Raw genomic sequence first — 19256 nt, forward strand, 5'->3', positions numbered from 1 at the left:
CCTAGACTGCGTTTTTGCGTCAGTTCTCCCAAGGCCCTTGCATGTCCGACCCCCGCTATCAGATCGACGTCAGCGTCGTGACCCGCTACCTCAAAGAACAATCCGACCCGGAAAACAGTCGTTTCGCTTTCGCCTACACCATCACCGTGCAGAACAACGGCTCGCTCAATGCCAAGTTGCTGTCGCGCCACTGGCTGATCACCAACGGTGACGGCGAGGTCGAGGAAGTACGCGGTGCCGGCGTGGTCGGCCAGCAGCCCAACATCGCTCCCGGCCAGAGCCACACCTACAGCAGCGGCGCCGTCATCAGCACCCGCGTAGGCACCATGCAGGGCAGCTACCAGATGTTCGCCGAAGACGGCAAACGCTTCGATGCACAGATCGCCCCCTTCCGCCTGGCGGTACCCGGGGCGCTGCACTGATGGCTACCTATGCTGTCGGGGATCTGCAGGGCTGCCTGCAGCCACTCAAGTGCCTGCTTGAACGCGTCAGCTTCAACCCCGCCGTCGACCGCCTGTGGCTGGTCGGCGACCTGGTAAACCGTGGCCCCGAGTCGCTGGAAACCCTGCGCTTTTTGTATTCGATCCGCCAGTCGCTGGTGTGCGTGCTGGGCAACCATGACCTGCACCTGCTGGCCGTATGGCATAACGTCGAACGCCTGAAGAAGAGCGACACCCTGCGCGAGATCATCGAAGCGCCGGATGCCGACCAATTGTTCGACTGGCTACGCCAGCAAAAGCTGCTGCACTATGACGAGCCCCGGGGCATTGCCCTGGTGCACGCCGGCATTCCACCGCAATGGACCTTGGGCAAGGCCTTGGCCCTGGCTGGCGAAGTCGAGGAAGTACTGCGCGACGATAGCCGCCTGAAGCAGTACCTGGACGGCATGTACGGCAACGAGCCGAACAAGTGGAGCAAGAACCTTTGCGGCGTCGAACGCCTGCGGGTCATCACCAACTACCTCACGCGCATGCGCTTCTGCACTGCCGAGGGCAAGCTCGACCTCAAGAGCAAGGAAGGCCTGGACACCGCTCCCAAAGGCTACAAGCCCTGGTTCGCCCACAAGGAGCGCCGCTCACGCCACGTGAAGATCATCTTCGGCCACTGGGCGGCCCTGCTGGGCCACGTCAACGAACCTGGCATCATTGCCCTGGACACCGGCTGCGTGTGGGGTGGCGCCATGACCCTGTACAACGTCGACAGCGGTGAGTACCACCGCTGTGACTGCGCCGACGACGGCACCCTGCGCCAACCGGCGCAACCCACTACACTCAACGACCACACCTGAAGGAAGTAGTACCCATGAGCGAATTCAAGCGCATCCCTCCCGAGCAGGCCTTGGAGCTTCGCAAGAAAGACGGTGCGGTCGTCGTCGATATTCGCGACCCCCAGGCTTTCGCCGCCGGCCACATTACCGGTGCCAAGCATCTGGATAACCATTCGGTTGCCGAGTTCATCCGCAATGCCGACCTCGATGCCCCGACCCTGGTGGTGTGCTACCACGGCAATTCCAGCCAGAGCGCCGCGGCCTACCTGGCAAACCAAGGGTTTTCCGAGGTCTACAGCGTCGACGGCGGCTTCGAGCTGTGGCGTGCCACCTACCCGAACGAGACCGCCCAGGGCGCTGCCGAATAAATTTTTCATACACACTGCAGCCCGCGCCCTGTGCGGGCTCGCGGCATATCTGACGAACGGTCGGTCGCAACTTCTCCGCCCCTCGCCCTTGACCTTGCGGATAACCAACTATTCTTAAGCGCAGGCCATCCAGAAAAAGGGGAGAGCCGGTACACCGGCGTGCGGGTCATCGGTAGCGTTACAGGGTGTTTGGGGGGTATACAGCAACCGGCAAACCCGGTTGCGTGCCAGCATCAGCTGACTGATCCGGCGTCGTCTCAAGGTATCGAGCGAGGTGACGTCATGAGTATTTTTAGCCACTTCCAACAACGTTTCGAGTCAACGCGCCAGGAAGAACTAACGCTGCAGGAGTACCTCGAGCTGTGCAAAGAGGATCGCAGTGCCTACGCATCGGCGGCCGAACGGCTGTTGCTGGCCATCGGTGAGCCAGAGCTGATCGACACCTCTACCAACTCCAGGCTGTCGCGTATCTTCTCCAACAAGGTCATCCGCCGCTATCCGGCGTTTGCCGACTTCCATGGCATGGAAGAGTGCATCGACCAGATCGTGTCGTACTTCCGCCACGCCGCCCAAGGCCTGGAAGAGAAGAAGCAGATCCTCTATCTGCTGGGCCCGGTGGGCGGCGGTAAATCGTCGCTGGCCGAAAAACTCAAACAGCTGATGGAAAAGGTTCCTTTCTATGCCATCAAGGGTTCGCCGGTGTTCGAGTCGCCCCTGGGGCTGTTCAATGCCAGCGAAGACGGGGCGATCCTCGAGGAAGAATTCGGCATTCCGCGGCGCTACCTGAATACCATCATGTCGCCCTGGGCCACCAAGCGCCTGCAAGAGTTCGGCGGCGACATCAGCAAGTTCAAGGTGGTGAAGCTGTACCCGTCGATCCTCAACCAGGTCGCCATCGCCAAGACCGAACCGGGTGACGAGAACAACCAGGACATTTCGGCCCTGGTCGGCAAGGTGGATATCCGCAAGCTTGAGGAATTCCCGCAGAACGACGCCGACGCCTACAGCTATTCGGGCGCGCTGTGCCGGGCCAACCAGGGCCTGATGGAATTCGTCGAGATGTTCAAGGCCCCGATCAAGGTCTTGCACCCGTTGCTCACCGCCACCCAGGAGGGCAACTACAACAGTACCGAAGGCCTCGGTGCCATCCCCTACTCCGGGATCCTCCTGGCCCACTCCAACGAATCGGAATGGCACACCTTCCGCAACAACAAGAACAACGAGGCGTTCATCGACCGGATCTACATCGTCAAGGTGCCGTACTGCCTGCGCGTCAGTGACGAGATCAAGATCTACGACAAGCTGCTGGTCAACAGTTCGCTGGCCAAGGCCCACTGCGCCCCGGATACGCTGAAGATGCTGGCCCAGTTCACTGTGCTTTCGCGCCTGAAAGAGCCGGAAAACTCAAATATCTATTCGAAAATGCGGGTGTACGACGGGGAAAACCTCAAGGACACCGATCCAAAGGCCAAGTCGATCCAGGAGTACCGCGATGCCGCAGGCGTCGATGAGGGCATGAATGGCCTGTCCACCCGCTTCGCCTTCAAGATCCTGTCCAAGGTGTTCAACTTCGACCCGCATGAAGTGGCTGCCAACCCGGTGCACCTGCTGTATGTGCTGGAGCAGCAGATCGAGCAGGAACAGTTCCCCGCTGAAGTGCGCGAGCGCTACCTGCGCTACCTGAAGGAGTATCTTGCCCCTCGCTACATCGAGTTCATCGGCAAGGAGATCCAGACCGCCTACCTGGAGTCCTACAGCGAGTACGGGCAGAACATCTTCGACCGCTACGTGCTGTACGCCGACTTCTGGATTCAGGACCAGGAATACCGCGACCCGGAGACCGGCGAAATTCTCAACCGTATCGCCCTCAACGAAGAACTGGAGAAGATCGAGAAGCCGGCCGGCATCAGCAACCCGAAAGATTTCCGCAACGAGATCGTCAACTTCGTGCTGCGCGCGCGTGCCAACAACAACGGCAAGAACCCGAGCTGGCTGAGCTACGAAAAGCTGCGGGTGGTGATCGAGAAGAAAATGTTCTCCAACACCGAGGACCTGCTGCCGGTCATCAGCTTCAACGCCAAGGCCAGCAAGGAGGACCAACAGAAACACAACGACTTCGTCACGCGCATGGTGGAGCGTGGCTACACCGACAAACAGGTTCGCCTGCTGTCGGAATGGTACCTGCGGGTCAGGAAATCGCAATAAGGCGGCAAGCTACAAGCCGCAAGCTCCAGGTTGCACGGCGCCGAGCGCGAGCCCGGCGCTGCAGCCTGCAGCGGCGGTGGCTGCATTTTCCTGCAGCCTGAAGCTTGTGGCTTGCAGCTGCTCCAGCTACCGGAGGGACCATGAGCTACGTTATAGACCGACGCCTGAACGGCAAGAACAAGAGCACGGTCAACCGCCAGCGCTTTCTGCGGCGGTACCGCGAACACATCAAGAAAGCCGTCGAAGAGGCGGTAAGCCGCCGTTCCATCATGGACATGGAACATGGCGAGCAGATCAGCATTCCAGGGCGCGACATCGACGAACCGGTGCTGCACCATGGTCGCGGCGGCAAGCAGACCATCGTGCACCCGGGCAACAAGGAATTCACCGCCGGCGAGCACATTCCCAGGCCACAAGGTGGCGGTGGTGGTAGCGGCCGTGGCAAGGCCGGCAACTCCGGCGAGGGCATGGACGACTTCGTTTTCCAGATCACCCAGGAAGAGTTTCTCGAGTTCATGTTCGAGGACCTCGAACTGCCCAACCTGGTCAAACGCCACCTGACCGGTGCCGATACCTTCAAGACCGTGCGCGCCGGTATCGCCAACGAAGGCAACCCGTCACGCATCAACATCGTGCGCACCCTGCGCTCGGCGCATGCCCGGCGCATCGCCCTGACTGGTAGCAGCCGCGCCCTGCTGCGCGAAGCGCAGAAGGAACTTGCACGCCTGAAGGTCGAGGAGCCGGATAATTTCACCGATATCCAGGAAGTCGAGCAGGAAATCGAGCGCCTGAAGGCCCGCATCAACCGCCTGCCCTTCCTCGATACCTTCGACCTCAAGTACAACCTGCTGGTCAAGCAGCCTAACCCCAGCTCCAAGGCGGTGATGTTCTGCCTGATGGACGTGTCCGGGTCGATGACCCAGGCCACCAAGGACATCGCCAAACGCTTCTTCATCCTGCTGTACCTGTTCCTCAAGCGTAACTACGACCGCATCGAAGTGGTGTTCATCCGCCACCACACCAGCGCCCGTGAAGTCGACGAGGAAGAATTCTTCTATTCCCGGGAAACCGGCGGCACCATCGTTTCCAGCGCGCTCAAGCTGATGCAGGAAATCATGGCCGAGCGCTACCCGGCCAGTGACTGGAACATTTACGCCGCCCAGGCCTCCGACGGCGACAACTGGAACGACGACTCGCCGATCTGCCGCGACATCCTGTCCAAGCAGATCATGCCGCATGTGCAGTACTACACTTACGTCGAGATCACCCCACGTGAGCACCAGGCGCTGTGGTACGAATACGAGCGCATCGGTGAAGCCTTCCCCGACACGTTCGCCCAGCAACAGTTGGTATCGGCCGGTGATATCTACCCGGTCTTCCGTGAACTCTTCCAGCGCAGGTTAGCCACATGACCGCCAGAGCACAGAGACGCCAACCCATTTCCACCGGGTCCGAGTGGACGTTCGAACTGATCCAGACCTACGACCGGGAAATCAGCCGCCTGGCCGAGCGTTATGCCCTGGACACCTACCCCAACCAGATCGAAGTGATTACCGCCGAGCAGATGATGGATGCCTACGCCTCGGTCGGCATGCCGCTGGGCTACCACCACTGGTCCTATGGCAAACAGTTCCTCAGCACGGAAAAGTCCTACAGCCGTGGCCAGATGGGCCTGGCCTACGAAATCGTGATCAACTCCGACCCGTGCATCGCCTACCTGATGGAAGAAAACACCATGTGCATGCAGGCACTGGTGATCGCCCATGCCTGCTACGGCCATAACAGCTTCTTCAAGGGCAACTACCTGTTCCGCACCTGGACCGACGCCAGCTCGATCATCGACTACCTGGTGTTCGCCAAGCAGTACATCGCCCAGTGTGAAGAGCGCCATGGCATCGATGCCGTGGAGGACCTGATCGACTCCTGTCATGCGCTTATGAACTATGGCGTCGACCGCTACAAGCGCCCTTACCCGATTTCCGCCGAAGAAGAACGGCGCCGGCAGAAGGAACGCGAAGAGCACCTGCAACGGCAGATCAACGACCTGTGGCGGACCATTCCGAAGAGCGCTGACAAGGGCAATGAGCGCGATGATGCGCGCTTCCCCGCCGAACCGCAGGAGAACATCCTGTATTTCATCGAGAAGAACGCCCCGCTGCTGGAACCGTGGCAGCGTGAAGTGGTACGCATCGTGCGCAAGATTGCCCAGTACTTCTACCCGCAGCGTCAGACCCAGGTCATGAACGAAGGTTGGGCGACCTTCTGGCACTACACCCTGATGAATGACTTGTACGACGAGGGGCTGATTACCGAAGGCTTCATGATGGAGTTCCTGCAATCGCACACCAGCGTAGTGTTCCAGCCCGGCTTCGACAGCCCGTACTACAACGGCATAAACCCCTACGCGCTGGGTTTTGCCATGTACACCGACATCCGCCGCATGTGCGAAAACCCGACCGAGGAAGATCGCCACTGGTTCCCCGACATTGCCGGCAGTGACTGGCTTTCTACCATCAAGTTCGCCATGAGCAGCTTCAAGGACGAGAGCTTCATCCTGCAATACCTGTCACCCAAGGTGATGCGTGACCTCAAGCTGTTCAGCATCCTCGATGATGACCAGCGCGACGACCTGCTGGTGCCGGCCATTCATGACGAGGCCGGCTACCGGATCATTCGCGAGCAACTGGCGGCACAGTACAACCTGGGCAACCGCGAACCGAACGTGCAGATCTGGAGCGTCGATCGCCGCGGCGACCGCTCGCTGACCCTGCGCCACCAGCAACACAACCGTAAACCGCTGGGTGATTCCACCGATGAAGTGCTCAAGCACCTGCACCGCCTGTGGGGCTTCGACATCCACCTGGAAACCGTGCAGGGCGACCAGGTGATGAAGACCCACCACATGCCACCGCGCGGCGAGCACGGCGAAAACGCCGACTACGGGCGCATGGACCTGGCTGTCATCCACCACCTCTGATGCAACGCCATGGCTGCCGACGGGTTATCCTGTCGGCAGTTATGGAGAGCTGCACATGCACATCTACAAAGTCGGCGGCGCCGTGCGCGACCGCTTGCTCGGCCGCCCGGTCAGCGACATCGACTGGCTGGTGGTCGGCGCCACGGTCGAGGAAATGCACGCCAAGGGCTACCGCCCGGTCGGAGCTGACTTCCCGGTATTCCTGCACCCGAAAACCGGCGAGGAATACGCCCTTGCACGCACCGAGCGCAAAAGCGGCCGTGGTTACGGTGGCTTCATCTTCCATGCCAGCCCCGACGTGACGCTGGAGGAAGACCTGATTCGCCGCGACCTGACCATCAATGCGATGGCCGAGGACGAAGCGGGCGTCCTGTACGACCCCTACCACGGCAAGCGCGATCTCGATCAGCGCCTGTTACGCCACGTTTCCCCGGCATTTGCCGAAGATCCCTTGCGCGTGCTGCGCGTTGCGCGTTTCGCTGCCCGTTATGCACCGCTGGGTTTCCGGGTGGCCGAGGAAACCTTGGAACTGATGCGCCAGATCAGTGCTTCGGGCGAGCTGCAGGCGTTGACTGCCGAACGCAGCTGGAAGGAAATCGAGCGGGCGCTGATGGAAGCGCAGCCGCAAGTGTTCTTCCAGGTGCTGCATGCCTGCGGTGCCCTGCCGGAGCTGCTGCCCGAGCTTGAAGGCGATACCCAGGCGCTGCTGGCGCTGGAACAGGCGGCGCTGCACGAGCAAGCCCTGCATGTGCGCTGGGCCTGCCTGCTGCATGGGCTGCCTCCTGCCTCGATCAAAGCCGTCAATCAGCGTCTCAAGGCGCCGCGGGAATGCCAGGAGCTGGCGCTGCTGACGGGGGAATGCCTGGCACAGGGCAACCAGGCACTGGCGCTGCCTGCCACGGCGCTACTGGAGTTGTTGCTCAAGTTCGATGTGTACCGGCGGCCGCAGCGGTTCGAGGATTTCCTGGTCGCTTGCCAGATGATCGCACTGGGCGAGGGCAAGGCAGGTTATCCACAGGCCGATTACCTGCGAGGCGCGGCAGCTGCAGCGCGGGCGGTGGATGTAAAACCGCTGGTGCAGGCCGGGCTGACCGGCCAGGCACTGGGCGAAGCGCTCAAGGCCGAGCGGTTGAAAGCGCTTGAGGCTTACCAGCGCAATTAGGACATAGCGGCCCTTTCGCGGCTAAAAAAGTTGCTCCTACAAGGCTCAAGCCATCCCTATGGAGCGGCTTTAGCCGCGAAAGGGCCGGTACAGGCTCAAGCCGGAGTCAGCTGCAACCCATGCCATTCAAAGGCAACCGGCGCCAATACCTGGTCAATCCGCGCTTCCTGCCACAACTGCGCCATGCTCTTGCCCACTCCCGGATGCACCAGGTCAGGCGCCAGCAGCGATAGCGGCCACAGCACGAAGGCGTTCTTCAGGATCTCGGCGCGGGGCAGCACAAGCCCGTCGAAGGTGCCGAGCAAATCGTCGTACATCAGCACATCGATATCCAGCGGCAGCCCCTTGCGGTCTGGTGCATAGCGGCCGTTGTCGGCCTCGATGAACTTCAGCCGGCGGTCCAGCTCGATCAACGGCAACGCCGTCTGCCCGGTTACCACGAAGTTGATGAACGGCCCGCTCTTGATACCTACCGCCTGGCTTTCGAATGCCGGCGAACAGCGCATGCCGGTGAGGATGCCGGCCAAAGCATCGAGCCCGGCGCACAAGTGCGCCTCGCGGTCGATGTTGCTGCCAAGGCCCAGGTAAACCGTGCTCAGAGACATCCGCGCTCGATCTCCACGCCAACACCACCTCGGGCCGCCGGCACAGCCCCCGGCTTGGTCAGCTTCAACCGCACCCACGGAATGTGGAACTCGTCCATCAACGTTGCCACCAGGCGCTCGGCGAAGGTTTCCACCAGTTCGAAGCGGGCCTGTTCGGCAAACGCCTGGATACGCGCCGACACACTGGCGTAATCCAGTGCCAGGCTCAGGTCGTCACCAGCAGCAGCCGGGCGGTTGTCCCAGGCAAAGCTCAGATCCAGGCGCAAGCACTGGCGAATATCCCGCTCCCAGTCATAGGCACCGATGACGGTATCGACTTCCAGGCCTTCGATGAACACTCTGTCCAAGCACTTCTCTCCACAGCACGACAAGGGCGACTGGCGCCGTTAGAATCAGGGCGTCCTCGCCCGGAATAGTTAGCATGTTTTGGTTACTGGCGCTGCTCGCCTACCTGCTCGGCTCGCTGTCCTTCGCCATTGTACTCAGCCGCCTTGCGGGCAGCCCGGACCCGCGTTCCAGCGGTTCAGGCAACGCCGGCGCCACCAACATGCTACGCCTGGCAGGCCGCAAACTGGCGATCCTGACCCTGCTTGGCGACCTGTGCAAGGGCCTGTTGCCGGTATTGCTCGCCCGCCTTGCCGGGCTGGACCTGCAGGCGCAGGCCTGGGTTGGCGTGTGCGCGGTGCTGGGCCACCTGTTCCCGCTGTACTTCCGCTTCCGCGGCGGCAAGGGCGTGGCGACCGCCGCCGGCATGCTCATGGCCCTGTACGTCCCGGCCGCGCTACTGGCCATCGGCGCCTGGCTGCTGACCTTCTACCTTACCCGTACCAGTTCGCTGGCCGCGCTGATCGCCACACCGCTGACCTTGCCCTTGCTGGCGTGGCGCGAGCCCGAGGCCCTGCTGCCGATCAGCGTGCTCACGGTCATGATCGTATGGCGCCACCGCAGCAACCTGCGAGATCTGTTCGCCGGGCGCGAGCGGCATTTCTAGCCGTCAGACCGGCGGCAACTGCTCCATCGGCCAGCGTGCCTGCACGCTGATTGCCAGGTCCTGCTGCTGGCCGGCCAACAACCGCTGGCAGCCAGCGTAGGCGATCATCGCGCCGTTATCGGTACAGAACTGCGGGCGCGCGTAGTACACGTTGCCCTTGATGCTGGCGAGCATGTCCTCGAGGGATGCGCGCAACGCCTTGTTGGCGCTGACGCCACCGGCGATGACCAGGCGCTTGAGGCCGGTCTGCTTCAGTGCCCGCTTGCACTTGATGGTCAGAGTCTCTACCACCGCCTGCTGGAATGCCAGGGACAGGTCGCAACGGGTTTGCTCATTGTCGTCGCCGGCGTCGCGGCATTGCTGCCAGGTGTTCAGGGCGAAGGTTTTCAGGCCGCTGAAGCTGAACTCCAGGCCCGGGCGGTCGGTCATCGGCCGCGGGAACACGAAGCGCCCCGGCACACCACGCTCGGCCAGGCGAGCGATTTCCGGGCCACCGGGGTAGTTCAGGCCGATCAGCTTGGCGGTCTTGTCGAACGCTTCGCCGGCGGCGTCATCCAGGCTCTCGCCCAACAGCTCGTAATGGCCGATGCCATCGACGCGCACCAGCTGGGTGTGGCCGCCCGAGACCAACAAGGCGACGAACGGAAACTCAGGTGGATTCTGCTCCAGCATGGGCGCCAGCAGATGGCCTTCCATATGGTGCACGCCAATCGCCGGGATGCCCCAGGCAAAGGCCAGCGCCTGGGCACAGGACGCGCCCACCAGCAACGCCCCGACCAGGCCGGGGCCGGCGGTATAGGCAATGGCGTCGATCTCGGTGGCGACGCAGCCGGCCTCGTCCAGAACCTGGCGGATGAGCGGCAACATGCGCTTGACGTGGTCACGCGAGGCAAGCTCGGGTACCACCCCGCCGAACACGCGGTGCAGGTCGATCTGGCTGAACAGGGCGTCGGCCAACAAACCGCGCTCACTGTCATATAATGCGACACCAGTTTCGTCGCAGGATGTTTCCAATCCCAGTACTAGCATGGGTTCGTCCCTTGTGGGGGCTGAATTCGAAGCCGCGCATGATAGTCCCCGTGTCGAATGCCGACCAGCGGTTTTCGATCAGAGGCTTTGCATTCCGGCTTGCTAAGGGTTAACATCCGCAACCCTTGAAAACCGACGTTCTCCAGCACACCTTTGTTTTGCCAGGAGCACGTCTACCCCGGTAATGAATTAAGGTAGCCCTGGATGCCAGCCGTCAAAGTTAAAGAGAACGAACCCTTCGACGTAGCTCTGCGTCGTTTCAAGCGCTCCTGCGAAAAAGCCGGTGTACTGGCTGAAGTTCGTAGCCGCGAGTTTTACGAGAAGCCGACCGCCGAGCGTAAGCGCAAAGCAGCTGCTGCTGTTAAGCGTCACGCCAAGAAAGTTCAGCGCGAACAGCGCCGCGCCGTTCGTCTGTACTAATACAGGCGTTCTACGCAAAGCTTCTGCCCTGCCCGGCTAACCGCCGGGCGATGGCAGTGGTCGCTTCACACTTGAGCAGCTAGCTCAAGGCCCAGCACAAGCTTCTTGCGAACTGCACATGGGCAACCTGCCTGAAACGTCAGAGCTGGTCCTCCTTGTTGTATGACCAGACGTGCACGTCCGACTGACGAGCCCTACGGGGCTGGCGACGAGCACATTTTCCCTCGTACTTCTCCAAGCGGCACCCGCCCCATTCGGCGCGTGAGCGATTAGACTTGCCAGTTGCCAGATGACGAGACTGCCATGGCCGGGCTGATTCCCCAGAGTTTCATTGACGACCTGATCAACCGCCTCGACATCGTCGATGTGGTGAGTTCGCGCGTCCAGCTGAAAAAGACTGGCAAGAACTACTCTGCCTGCTGCCCGTTCCACAAGGAAAAGACCCCTTCCTTCACGGTCAGCCCCGACAAGCAGTTCTATTACTGCTTCGGCTGCGGTGCCGGTGGCAATGCCCTGGGCTTCGTCATGGACCACGACAACCTGGACTTTCCCCAGGCAGTCGAGGAGCTGGCCCGCGCCGCTGGCATGGAAGTACCCCGCGAGCAAGGCCGCCGCGACCACAAACCGCGCCAGCCCACCGATTCGCCGCTGTACCCGCTACTGGATGCGGCCTCGGAGTTCTACCGTCAGGCCCTGCGCAGCCACCCGACCCGCAAGGCGGCGGTGGACTACCTCAAGGGCCGCGGCCTGTCCGGGGAGATCGCCCGCGACTTCGGCCTGGGTTTCGCCCCGCCTGGCTGGGACAACCTGCTCAAGCACCTGGGTGCCGATAGCCTGCAGCAGAAGGTGATGATCGACGCCGGCCTGCTGATCGAAAACGCCGAAACCGGCAAGCGCTACGACCGCTTCCGCGACCGGGTGATGTTCCCGATCCGTGACAGCCGCGGGCGCATCATCGCCTTCGGTGGCCGGGTGCTCGGCGACGACAAGCCGAAGTACCTGAACTCTCCGGAAACCCCGGTGTTCCACAAGGGCCAGGAACTGTACGGCCTGTACGAGGCACGCAAGCACAACCGCAACCTCGACGAAATCATCGTCGTCGAGGGCTACATGGACGTCATCGCCCTGGCCCAGCAGGGCCTGCGCAATGCCGTGGCCACCCTCGGTACAGCCACCAGCGAAGAGCACCTCAAGCGCCTGTTCCGCGTGGTGCCCAGCGTGCTGTTCTGCTTCGACGGCGACCAGGCCGGGCGCAAGGCCGCCTGGCGCGCCCTGGAGTCGACCCTGCCGAACCTGCAGGATGGCCGCCGTGCGCGCTTCCTGTTCCTGCCCGAAGGCGAGGACCCGGACAGCCTGGTGCGCGCCGAAGGCACCGATGCCTTCATGGCCCGCATCAACCAGCACGCCCAGCCGCTGGCCGACTACTTCTTCGAGCAACTTGGCGTCGAAGCCGACCCGCGCTCGCTGGAAGGCAAGGCGCACATGGCGACCCTGGCGGCGCCGCTGATCGAAAAGATCCCTGGCGCCAACCTGCGCCAGCTGATGCGCAACCGCCTGCGCGAGATCACCGGCCTCGACCCGCAGCAGGTCGAGCAGCTGGCGCAACATGCTCCGGCCGCCGGCAACGTGCCGGACTACGACCCTGGCTACGATTACGATGCCATGGCCAGCTACACCCCCGACTACGGCGACATGCCGCAGCACGACTACGCCGCCGCCCATCAGGAACAGGCCTGGAAACCGAACAAGGGCAGCGGCAAGAAGCAATGGGGCGACAAGCCCTGGGACAAGAACCGCAAGGGCGGCAAACCCTGGCAACAACGTGACGAAGCACCACCGCGCGTACCGGCCCCGGTCGAACCGCCGACCCTGGCCGCCCTGCGTACCCTGCTGCACCATCCGTTGCTGGCCGGCAAGGTGGAAGACGCCAGCCACTTCGCCGACGAAGAACACCTGTACAGCCAGCTGCTGGTGGCCCTGATCGAAGCCGCGCAGAAAAATCCTGGGCTAAGCTCAATGCAGTTGATCGCACGTTGGCACGGCACCGAACAGGGCCGTCTGCTACGGGCGCTGGCGGAAAAGGAATGGCTGATCGTGGCCGACAACCTTGAACAACAGTTTTTCGACACTATAACTAGCTTGTCCGCCCGCCAACGCGAGCGCAGCCTGGAACAACTGCTCAGGAAATCACGTCAAAGCGAATTGACCTGCGAGGAAAAATCCCAGCTCCTCGCCCTGCTGAGCCGGAATGTTCCCGCACAAACGCCGACCTCATCTGGCGCGTGAGGCCCATGCTCGGGTATAATCCTCGGCTTGTTTTTTGCCCGCCAAGACCTTCAGTGGATAGGGTGTTATGTCCGGAAAAGCGCAACAGCAGTCTCGTATCAAAGAGTTGATCACCCGCGGCCGTGAGCAGGGCTACCTGACTTACGCGGAGGTCAACGACCACCTGCCTGAGGATATTTCAGATCCGGAACAGGTGGAAGACATCATCCGCATGATCAACGACATGGGGATCAACGTATTCGAGAGTGCTCCGGATGCGGATGCCCTTCTGTTGGCGGAAGCCGACACCGACGAAGCTGCGGCCGAAGAAGCCGCTGCTGCGTTGGCGGCAGTTGAAACCGATATCGGCCGCACGACCGACCCGGTGCGCATGTACATGCGCGAAATGGGTACCGTCGAACTGCTGACCCGCGAAGGCGAGATCGAAATCGCCAAGCGTATCGAGGAAGGCATTCGTGAAGTCATGGGCGCCATCGCCCACTTCCCGGGCACTGTCGATTACATTCTCGGCGAATATGATCGCGTTACCAGCGAAGGCGGTCGCCTGTCCGACGTGCTCAGCGGTTACATCGACCCTGACGACAACATCGCCGCACCGACCGAAGAAGTGCCGATCCCGGGCGCCAAGGCCGCAGCTGCGAAGGAAGAGTCCGACGACGATGAGGAAGAGTCCGAAAGCGGTGACGACGAGGAAGAGGCCGAGAGCGGCCCGGACCCGGAAGTTGCCCGCCAGCGTTTCGGTGCCGTCTCCGACCAGCTGCAGGCCACCAACAAGGTCCTGAAGAAAAACGGTCGCGCGCACAAGGACAGCATCGAGGCCCTGCAGGCCCTGGCCGACCTGTTCATGCCGATCAAGCTAGTACCCAAGCAGTTCGAGGTACTGGTAGAGCGTGTTCGTGACGCGCTGAACCGCCTGCGCCAGCAAGAGCGTGCCATCATGCAGCTGTGCGTGCGTGATGCGCGCATGCCACGCGCCGACTTCCTGCGCATGTTCCCTGGTAACGAAACCGACCAGACCTGGAGCGGTGACCTGGCCAAGCGCAACACCAAGTGGGCTGCCGCCCTGGGTGAGAAGGACGCAGCCATCGTCGCTTGCCAGCAGAAGCTGATCGACCTTGAGAACGAAAGCGGCCTGACCGTTGCCGAGATCAAGGAAATCAACCGTCGCATGTCGATCGGCGAAGCCAAGGCCCGCCGCGCCAAGAAGGAAATGGTCGAGGCGAACCTGCGTCTGGTGATCTCCATCGCCAAGAAGTACACCAACCGTGGCCTGCAGTTCCTCGACCTGATCCAGGAAGGCAACATCGGCTTGATGAAAGCGGTGGACAAGTTCGAATACCGTCGCGGCTACAAGTTCTCGACCTATGCCACCTGGTGGATCCGTCAGGCGATTACCCGTTCGATCGCCGACCAGGCACGCACCATCCGTATCCCGGTGCACATGATCGAGACGATCAACAAGCTCAACCGCATTTCCCGCCAGATGCTGCAGGAAATGGGTCGCGAACCGACCCCGGAAGAGCTTGGCGAGCGCATGGAAATGCCTGAGGACAAGATCCGCAAGGTATTGAAGATCGCCAAAGAGCCGATCTCCATGGAAACCCCGATCGGTGATGATGAAGATTCGCACCTGGGCGACTTCATCGAGGACTCGACCATGCAGTCCCCGATCGACGTAGCCACGGTCGAAAGCCTCAAGGAAGCCACCCGCGACGTGCTCTCGGGCCTCACCGCGCGTGAAGCCAAGGTGCTGCGCATGCGCTTCGGTATCGACATGAACACCGACCACACCCTTGAAGAGGTGGGCAAGCAGTTCGACGTGACCCGTGAGCGGATCCGTCAGATCGAAGCGAAGGCGTTGCGCAAACTGCGCCACCCCACTCGCAGCGAGCACCTGCGCTCCTTCCTCGACGAGTGATGACAAACCCCGGCCCAGGCCGGGGTTTTTCTTTCCGCTTCCGGAAACGCCGACATGGACCGTGCAGCCTCCAAGAAAGACTGCACCTTCCACCCCACACCGGCAGCAATGCCCGTCTACACTCGATTCAGTCCCCCTGAATGCGAGGCCGCTATGTCCCTGTTGCCGGCCATCCTGTTGATGTTCCTGGTTTTGTGGAACACAACGGCCGGCGCCCTGACCCTGACAGATGAGGAAAAAGCCTGGCTGGTTGCCCACCCGCAGCTGAGCCTGGGTGTAGACGCCTCTTGGCCACCGTTCGAGTTTCGCGACCAGGAGGGCCGGTACCAGGGATTGGCCGCCGACTACATCGCTACCATCCAACAACGCCTGGAAGTGGCACTCAAACCGGTCGAACCCCACAGTTGGACCGAAGTACTGACGCTGGCGCGGGAAAACCGCATCGACCTGCTGCCCGGCATCATGTCCACCCCCGAGCGCCAGGCCTACCTGGCCTTCACCCGCCCGTACCTCGACTTCCCCATCGTCATCCTCGCCCATAAGGGCGGAGCACAGCCGCGCAACCTCGACGAACTGTACGGCCTGAAGGTGGCCGTGGTGGAAAACTACGCCCCTCACGAATTGCTGCGCACGCATCACCCAGACCTCAACCTGGTGGCCTTGCCCAATGTCAGCTCCACGCTGCAAGCCCTGGCCACCGATGAGGTGGACGCCGTGGTCGGTGACCTCGCATCGAGTATCTGGAGCCTGCGCCAGCTCAAGCTGGACGGCCTCTATGTCAGTGGCGAGACGCCCTACCGCTACCAGCTGGCGATGGCCGCCCCACGCGACAAGAAGGTGCTGGTTGGCATTCTGGACAAAGTGATGGCCGACATGAGCAGCGGCGAAGTCAACCAGATCCAGCAACGCTGGGTGGGCAATGTGGTCGACCAACGGATGTTCTGGTCCGACCTGCTGGTATATGGCCTGCCAGCGGTACTGGTATTGATGGCGGTGCTGGCAGTGGTCATTCGCATCAATCGTCGCCTCAGCTCGGAGATTTCCCGGCGCATCGCCCTCGAACAGGAGCTGCGCAGCAGCGAATATCGCTACCGCAGCCTGGTCGAGGGCCTTTCCGCCATAGCCTGGGAGGCCGACGCCAACGACTTCATCTACAGCTACGTTTCACCTCACGCCGAAGACCTGCTGGGTTATCCGCTGAGCGACTGGTTAAAGCCCGGCTTCTGGGCCAGTATCCTGCACCCGGATGATGCCCTCTGGGCCCAGGCCTACTGCGACAGCGAAACGGCGGCCGGACGTGACCATAGCCTGGACTGTCGGGTGATCCGGGCCGATGGCCAGCCGCTGTGGGTACGCAACATCGTCAGCATGATCGAGCATGGCCACAAGCCGGTGATGCGTGGGCTGATGATCGACATCAGCGAAACCAAGCGCACCGAGAATGCCCTGCGCCTGTCGGAACAGAAGTTCGCCTCGGTGTTCCAGCAGTGCCCCGACATATTGCTGATTGCCCGCCACAGCGACGGCTGCCTGCTGGAGGTGAACGAAGCCTTCGAAGAGCAGATCGGCCTCACCCCGGACCAGGTCATCGGTCGCACCGCCACCGACCTCAAGCTGTGGGGCATCGAAGGCAGCGGCCCGCGCCTGCTCGAACGCTTGCACCAGGGTGGCATCCGCAACCTGGAGATGAGTTTCCGGCGCAGTAACGGCCAACTGTTCACCGGCCTGACCTCGGCCGAAACCTTCGAGCTCGACGGTACCCCCGCGCTGGTGGTTGCGGTACGCGACATCAGCCAGCTCAAGGAAACCCAGGAGCAGCTGCAAACCTCGGAAGAAAAATTCGCCAAGGCCTTCCACGCCTCCCCCGACGGCCTGCTATTGTCGCGCCAGGCCGACGGCCTGCTGCTTGAAGTGAACGAGGGCTTCTGCCGCCTGACCGGTTACGACCTTCACCCGACCCTCGACCAGACCTCGCTGGACCTGGGCATCTGGGTAGACCTCAACGAACGCAAGCGCCTGGTCGACCAGCTCAACCGCGACGGTTTCGTGCGCGACTTCACCTGCCACATTCGCCGTAGCGACGGGCAGATCCGCCTCTGTGAACTGTCCGCGCGACCCCTGCCGATTGCCGGCGTCGACTGCATGCTGACCATCGCCCGCGACATCACCGAGCGCCACCTGATGCAGGAAAAACTGCAACTGGCCGCCACCGTGTTCGAGAACACCGCCGAAGGCGTACTGATCACCGACATCGACCAGCGCATCAGTGCCGTCAACCGCGCCTTCAGCGAAATCACCGGCTACAGCGAGATCGAAGCGCTCGGCCAGACCCCGCGGCTGCTCGCTTCCGGCCAGCACGACAGCGCCTTCTATGCCGCCATGTGGCACCAGCTGACCGCCGAAGGCCACTGGCAAGGCGAGATCTACAACAAACGCAAGAACGGCGAACTGTACCCTGGCTGGCTGACCATCAGCGCCGTGCGCAACAGCGAGCGCGAAATCACCCACTTCGTCGCCGTGTTCGCCGACATCTCCAGCCTCAAGCACGCCCAGGCCAAGCTCGACTACCAGGCTCACCACGACCCGCTCACCGGCCTGCCAAACCGCGCCCTGTTCGAAAGTCGCCTGCAGGCCGTGCTCACCAGTGAACAGCAATCCAACCGCCAGGGCGCGGTGCTGTTCCTCGACCTCGATCGCTTCAAGCACATCAATGACAGCCTTGGCCATCCGGTTGGCGACCTGCTGCTCAAAGGCATCGCCCAACGCCTGAAGGAGCAGGTACGTGACGTCGACACCGTGGCTCGCCTGGGCGGTGACGAATTCATCATCCTGCTGCCCGGCCTGCACAAACCCAGCGACGCCAGCACCATCGCCAACAAGCTGCTGGCCTGCTTCAATGCGCCGTTCCAGGCCGGCGAGCACGAATTCTTCACCAGTGCCAGCATCGGCATCAGTCTTTATCCACAGGACGGCACCGACGTTTCCACCCTGATCCGCAACGCCGACGCGGCCATGTACCGCTCCAAGGCCAAGGGCCGCAACCGCGTCGAAGCCTATACCGTCGACCTTACCGCCCAGGCCAGCGAACGCATCGCCCTGGAGCATGAGCTGCGCCGCGCCATCGAACGCAACGAAATGAGCCTTTGCTTCCAGCCCAAGCTCAGCCTCAAGACCCAGAGCCTGGTAGGTGCCGAAGCACTGATCCGCTGGAGCCACCCGACCTTCGGCGAGGTACCGCCGGAGCACTTCATCCACCTGGCGGAAGAGAACGGCACCATTCTGCAGCTTGGCGACTGGGTGCTGGAGCAGGCCTGCCGCCAGATGCAGGCCTGGAAGCAGCACTACGAGCCTTTCGGCCCGCTGTCGATCAACCTGGCCGGCGCGCAACTGCGCCACCCGCACCTGGCCCGGCGTATCGAACAGCTGCTCAGGCACTACCAGTTGAGGGCCGGCGACCTGCAGCTGGAAATCACCGAGAACTTCATCATGAGCCAGGCAGAAGAAGCCCTGGCCGTGCTGTACCAGTTGAAGAAACTTGGCGTGCAACTGGCCATTGACGACTTCGGCACCGGGTACTCCTCGCTGAGCTATCTCAAGCGCCTGCCGCTGGACATCCTGAAGATCGACAAGTCGTTTATCCGCGGCCTGCCCGACGACCCACACGACGCAGCCATTGCCCGCGCGATCATCGCCCTGGGCCGCAGCATGCAGCTGACCATCATTGCCGAAGGCGTGGAAAACCAGGCCCAGCAGCGTTTTCTGGCAGCTGAAGGGTGCGAACAGATCCAGGGCTACATCGTCAGCCTGCCACTGCCACCCGAGGAGTTTGCGGCAGGGTTCCTTCGCATAGCACTATCGGATCTTTCAGATGGCACAGGTGCGAAACCCTCGTTATAATCCGGCCACTCACTGAGGGCCTATAGCTCAGTCGGTTAGAGCAGAGGACTCATAATCCTTTGGTCCACGGTTCGAGTCCGTGTGGGCCCACCACCTTCAAAGCCACGCAGGGCGTGGCTTTCATTATTGCT

The 19256-nt window shown here is 61.9% G+C and carries 15 protein-coding genes and 1 tRNA gene; 13 read left to right on the forward strand and 3 right to left on the reverse strand.

Annotated elements, in window-relative coordinates; genetic code table 11:
- Nucleotides 1-41: 41 nt before the first annotated feature.
- From apaG to B4L76_RS19050, 7 genes are all read left to right on the forward strand, one after another.
- Nucleotides 42-422: a Co2+/Mg2+ efflux protein ApaG gene (apaG, locus tag B4L76_RS19020; protein ID WP_186675034.1), complete on the forward strand. Its 381-nt coding sequence runs from the start codon at nt 42-44 to the stop codon at nt 420-422.
- Nucleotides 422-1288, forward strand: coding sequence for a symmetrical bis(5'-nucleosyl)-tetraphosphatase (locus tag B4L76_RS19025; RefSeq protein WP_296234644.1), 867 nt, complete (start codon nt 422-424; stop codon nt 1286-1288). The genes apaG and B4L76_RS19025 overlap by 1 nt, the downstream gene beginning before the upstream one ends.
- Before the next feature lie 14 nt (nt 1289-1302).
- Nucleotides 1303-1635, forward strand: coding sequence for a thiosulfate sulfurtransferase GlpE (gene glpE / locus B4L76_RS19030; RefSeq protein ID WP_296234646.1), 333 nt, complete (start codon nt 1303-1305; stop codon nt 1633-1635).
- A gap of 282 nt (nt 1636-1917) precedes the next feature.
- Nucleotides 1918-3840, forward strand: coding sequence for a PrkA family serine protein kinase (locus B4L76_RS19035; protein WP_225780133.1), 1923 nt, complete (start codon nt 1918-1920; stop codon nt 3838-3840).
- A 140-nt stretch (nt 3841-3980) separates the two neighbouring features.
- Nucleotides 3981-5252 carry a YeaH/YhbH family protein gene (locus B4L76_RS19040; protein ID WP_289131785.1) on the forward strand — a complete coding sequence of 424 codons (1272 nt, stop codon included), beginning with the start codon at nt 3981-3983 and terminating at the stop codon, nt 5250-5252.
- On the forward strand, nt 5249-6817 hold the full coding sequence (locus tag B4L76_RS19045) for a SpoVR family protein (protein WP_296234651.1): 1569 nt from the start codon (nt 5249-5251) through the stop codon (nt 6815-6817). The genes B4L76_RS19040 and B4L76_RS19045 overlap by 4 nt, the downstream gene beginning before the upstream one ends.
- A gap of 55 nt (nt 6818-6872) precedes the next feature.
- On the forward strand, nt 6873-7979 hold the full coding sequence (locus B4L76_RS19050) for a multifunctional CCA addition/repair protein (protein ID WP_296234653.1): 1107 nt from the start codon (nt 6873-6875) through the stop codon (nt 7977-7979).
- Between the two features lie 95 nt (nt 7980-8074).
- Here the strand turns inward: B4L76_RS19050 and folK are convergent, their stop codons facing one another.
- Nucleotides 8075-8584, reverse strand: a complete 510-nt coding sequence (gene folK, locus B4L76_RS19055; protein WP_296234654.1) for a 2-amino-4-hydroxy-6-hydroxymethyldihydropteridine diphosphokinase — start codon at nt 8582-8584, stop codon at nt 8075-8077.
- A complete protein-coding gene (gene folB / locus B4L76_RS19060) occupies nt 8575-8931 on the reverse strand; it encodes a dihydroneopterin aldolase (RefSeq protein WP_003255570.1) in 357 nt (118 codons plus the stop codon). The genes folK and folB overlap by 10 nt, the downstream gene beginning before the upstream one ends.
- Before the next feature lie 74 nt (nt 8932-9005).
- Between folB and plsY the strand changes: the two genes are divergently transcribed.
- Entirely contained in the window at nt 9006-9575 is a 570-nt protein-coding gene (plsY, locus tag B4L76_RS19065) for a glycerol-3-phosphate 1-O-acyltransferase PlsY (RefSeq protein WP_296234655.1), read from the forward strand.
- A 3-nt stretch (nt 9576-9578) separates the two neighbouring features.
- Here the strand turns inward: plsY and tsaD are convergent, their stop codons facing one another.
- Nucleotides 9579-10604, reverse strand: coding sequence for a tRNA (adenosine(37)-N6)-threonylcarbamoyltransferase complex transferase subunit TsaD (gene tsaD, locus B4L76_RS19070; protein ID WP_296234656.1), 1026 nt, complete (start codon nt 10602-10604; stop codon nt 9579-9581).
- 204 nt (nt 10605-10808) lie between these two features.
- On the opposite strand from tsaD, the gene rpsU reads away from it, so the two are divergent.
- The 5 genes from rpsU (at nt 10809) to B4L76_RS19095 (ending at nt 19218) form a co-directional block, all read left to right on the forward strand.
- Complete coding sequence (gene rpsU, locus B4L76_RS19075) at nt 10809-11024, forward strand: 30S ribosomal protein S21 (protein WP_003255575.1); 216 nt, start codon at nt 10809-10811, stop codon at nt 11022-11024.
- 303 nt (nt 11025-11327) lie between these two features.
- Nucleotides 11328-13310, forward strand: a complete 1983-nt coding sequence (dnaG, locus tag B4L76_RS19080) for a DNA primase (protein WP_296234657.1) — start codon at nt 11328-11330, stop codon at nt 13308-13310.
- A gap of 67 nt (nt 13311-13377) precedes the next feature.
- Nucleotides 13378-15228: an RNA polymerase sigma factor RpoD gene (gene rpoD, locus B4L76_RS19085; protein WP_296234659.1), complete on the forward strand. Its 1851-nt coding sequence runs from the start codon at nt 13378-13380 to the stop codon at nt 15226-15228.
- A 153-nt stretch (nt 15229-15381) separates the two neighbouring features.
- Entirely contained in the window at nt 15382-19125 is a 3744-nt protein-coding gene (locus B4L76_RS19090) for an EAL domain-containing protein (RefSeq protein WP_296234661.1), read from the forward strand.
- A gap of 16 nt (nt 19126-19141) precedes the next feature.
- Nucleotides 19142-19218: transfer RNA gene (locus B4L76_RS19095), tRNA-Ile, on the forward strand.
- The last annotated feature ends 38 nt before the right edge of the window (nt 19219-19256 follow it).

The organism is Pseudomonas sp. UBA4617, from assembly GCF_002386445.1.
In the GTDB taxonomy this organism is placed as follows: Bacteria; Pseudomonadota; Gammaproteobacteria; order Pseudomonadales; family Pseudomonadaceae; genus Aquipseudomonas.

What these genes read in the sequence shown, in the direction of transcription:
- apaG (WP_186675034.1), top strand. Translation starts at nt 42, where the DNA reads ATGTCCGACCCCCGCTATCAGATCGACGTCAGCGTCGTGACCCGCTAC.
- B4L76_RS19025 (WP_296234644.1), top strand. Translation starts at nt 422, where the DNA reads ATGGCTACCTATGCTGTCGGGGATCTGCAGGGCTGCCTGCAGCCACTC.
- glpE (WP_296234646.1), top strand. Translation starts at nt 1,303, where the DNA reads ATGAGCGAATTCAAGCGCATCCCTCCCGAGCAGGCCTTGGAGCTTCGC.
- B4L76_RS19035 (WP_225780133.1), top strand. Translation starts at nt 1,918, where the DNA reads ATGAGTATTTTTAGCCACTTCCAACAACGTTTCGAGTCAACGCGCCAG.
- B4L76_RS19040 (WP_289131785.1), top strand. Translation starts at nt 3,981, where the DNA reads ATGAGCTACGTTATAGACCGACGCCTGAACGGCAAGAACAAGAGCACG.
- B4L76_RS19045 (WP_296234651.1), top strand. Translation starts at nt 5,249, where the DNA reads ATGACCGCCAGAGCACAGAGACGCCAACCCATTTCCACCGGGTCCGAG.
- B4L76_RS19050 (WP_296234653.1), top strand. Translation starts at nt 6,873, where the DNA reads ATGCACATCTACAAAGTCGGCGGCGCCGTGCGCGACCGCTTGCTCGGC.
- folK (WP_296234654.1), bottom strand. Translation starts at nt 8,584, where the DNA reads ATGTCTCTGAGCACGGTTTACCTGGGCCTTGGCAGCAACATCGACCGC.
- plsY (WP_296234655.1), top strand. Translation starts at nt 9,006, where the DNA reads ATGTTTTGGTTACTGGCGCTGCTCGCCTACCTGCTCGGCTCGCTGTCC.
- tsaD (WP_296234656.1), bottom strand. Translation starts at nt 10,604, where the DNA reads ATGCTAGTACTGGGATTGGAAACATCCTGCGACGAAACTGGTGTCGCA.
- rpsU (WP_003255575.1), top strand. Translation starts at nt 10,809, where the DNA reads ATGCCAGCCGTCAAAGTTAAAGAGAACGAACCCTTCGACGTAGCTCTG.
- dnaG (WP_296234657.1), top strand. Translation starts at nt 11,328, where the DNA reads ATGGCCGGGCTGATTCCCCAGAGTTTCATTGACGACCTGATCAACCGC.
- rpoD (WP_296234659.1), top strand. Translation starts at nt 13,378, where the DNA reads ATGTCCGGAAAAGCGCAACAGCAGTCTCGTATCAAAGAGTTGATCACC.
- B4L76_RS19090 (WP_296234661.1), top strand. Translation starts at nt 15,382, where the DNA reads ATGTCCCTGTTGCCGGCCATCCTGTTGATGTTCCTGGTTTTGTGGAAC.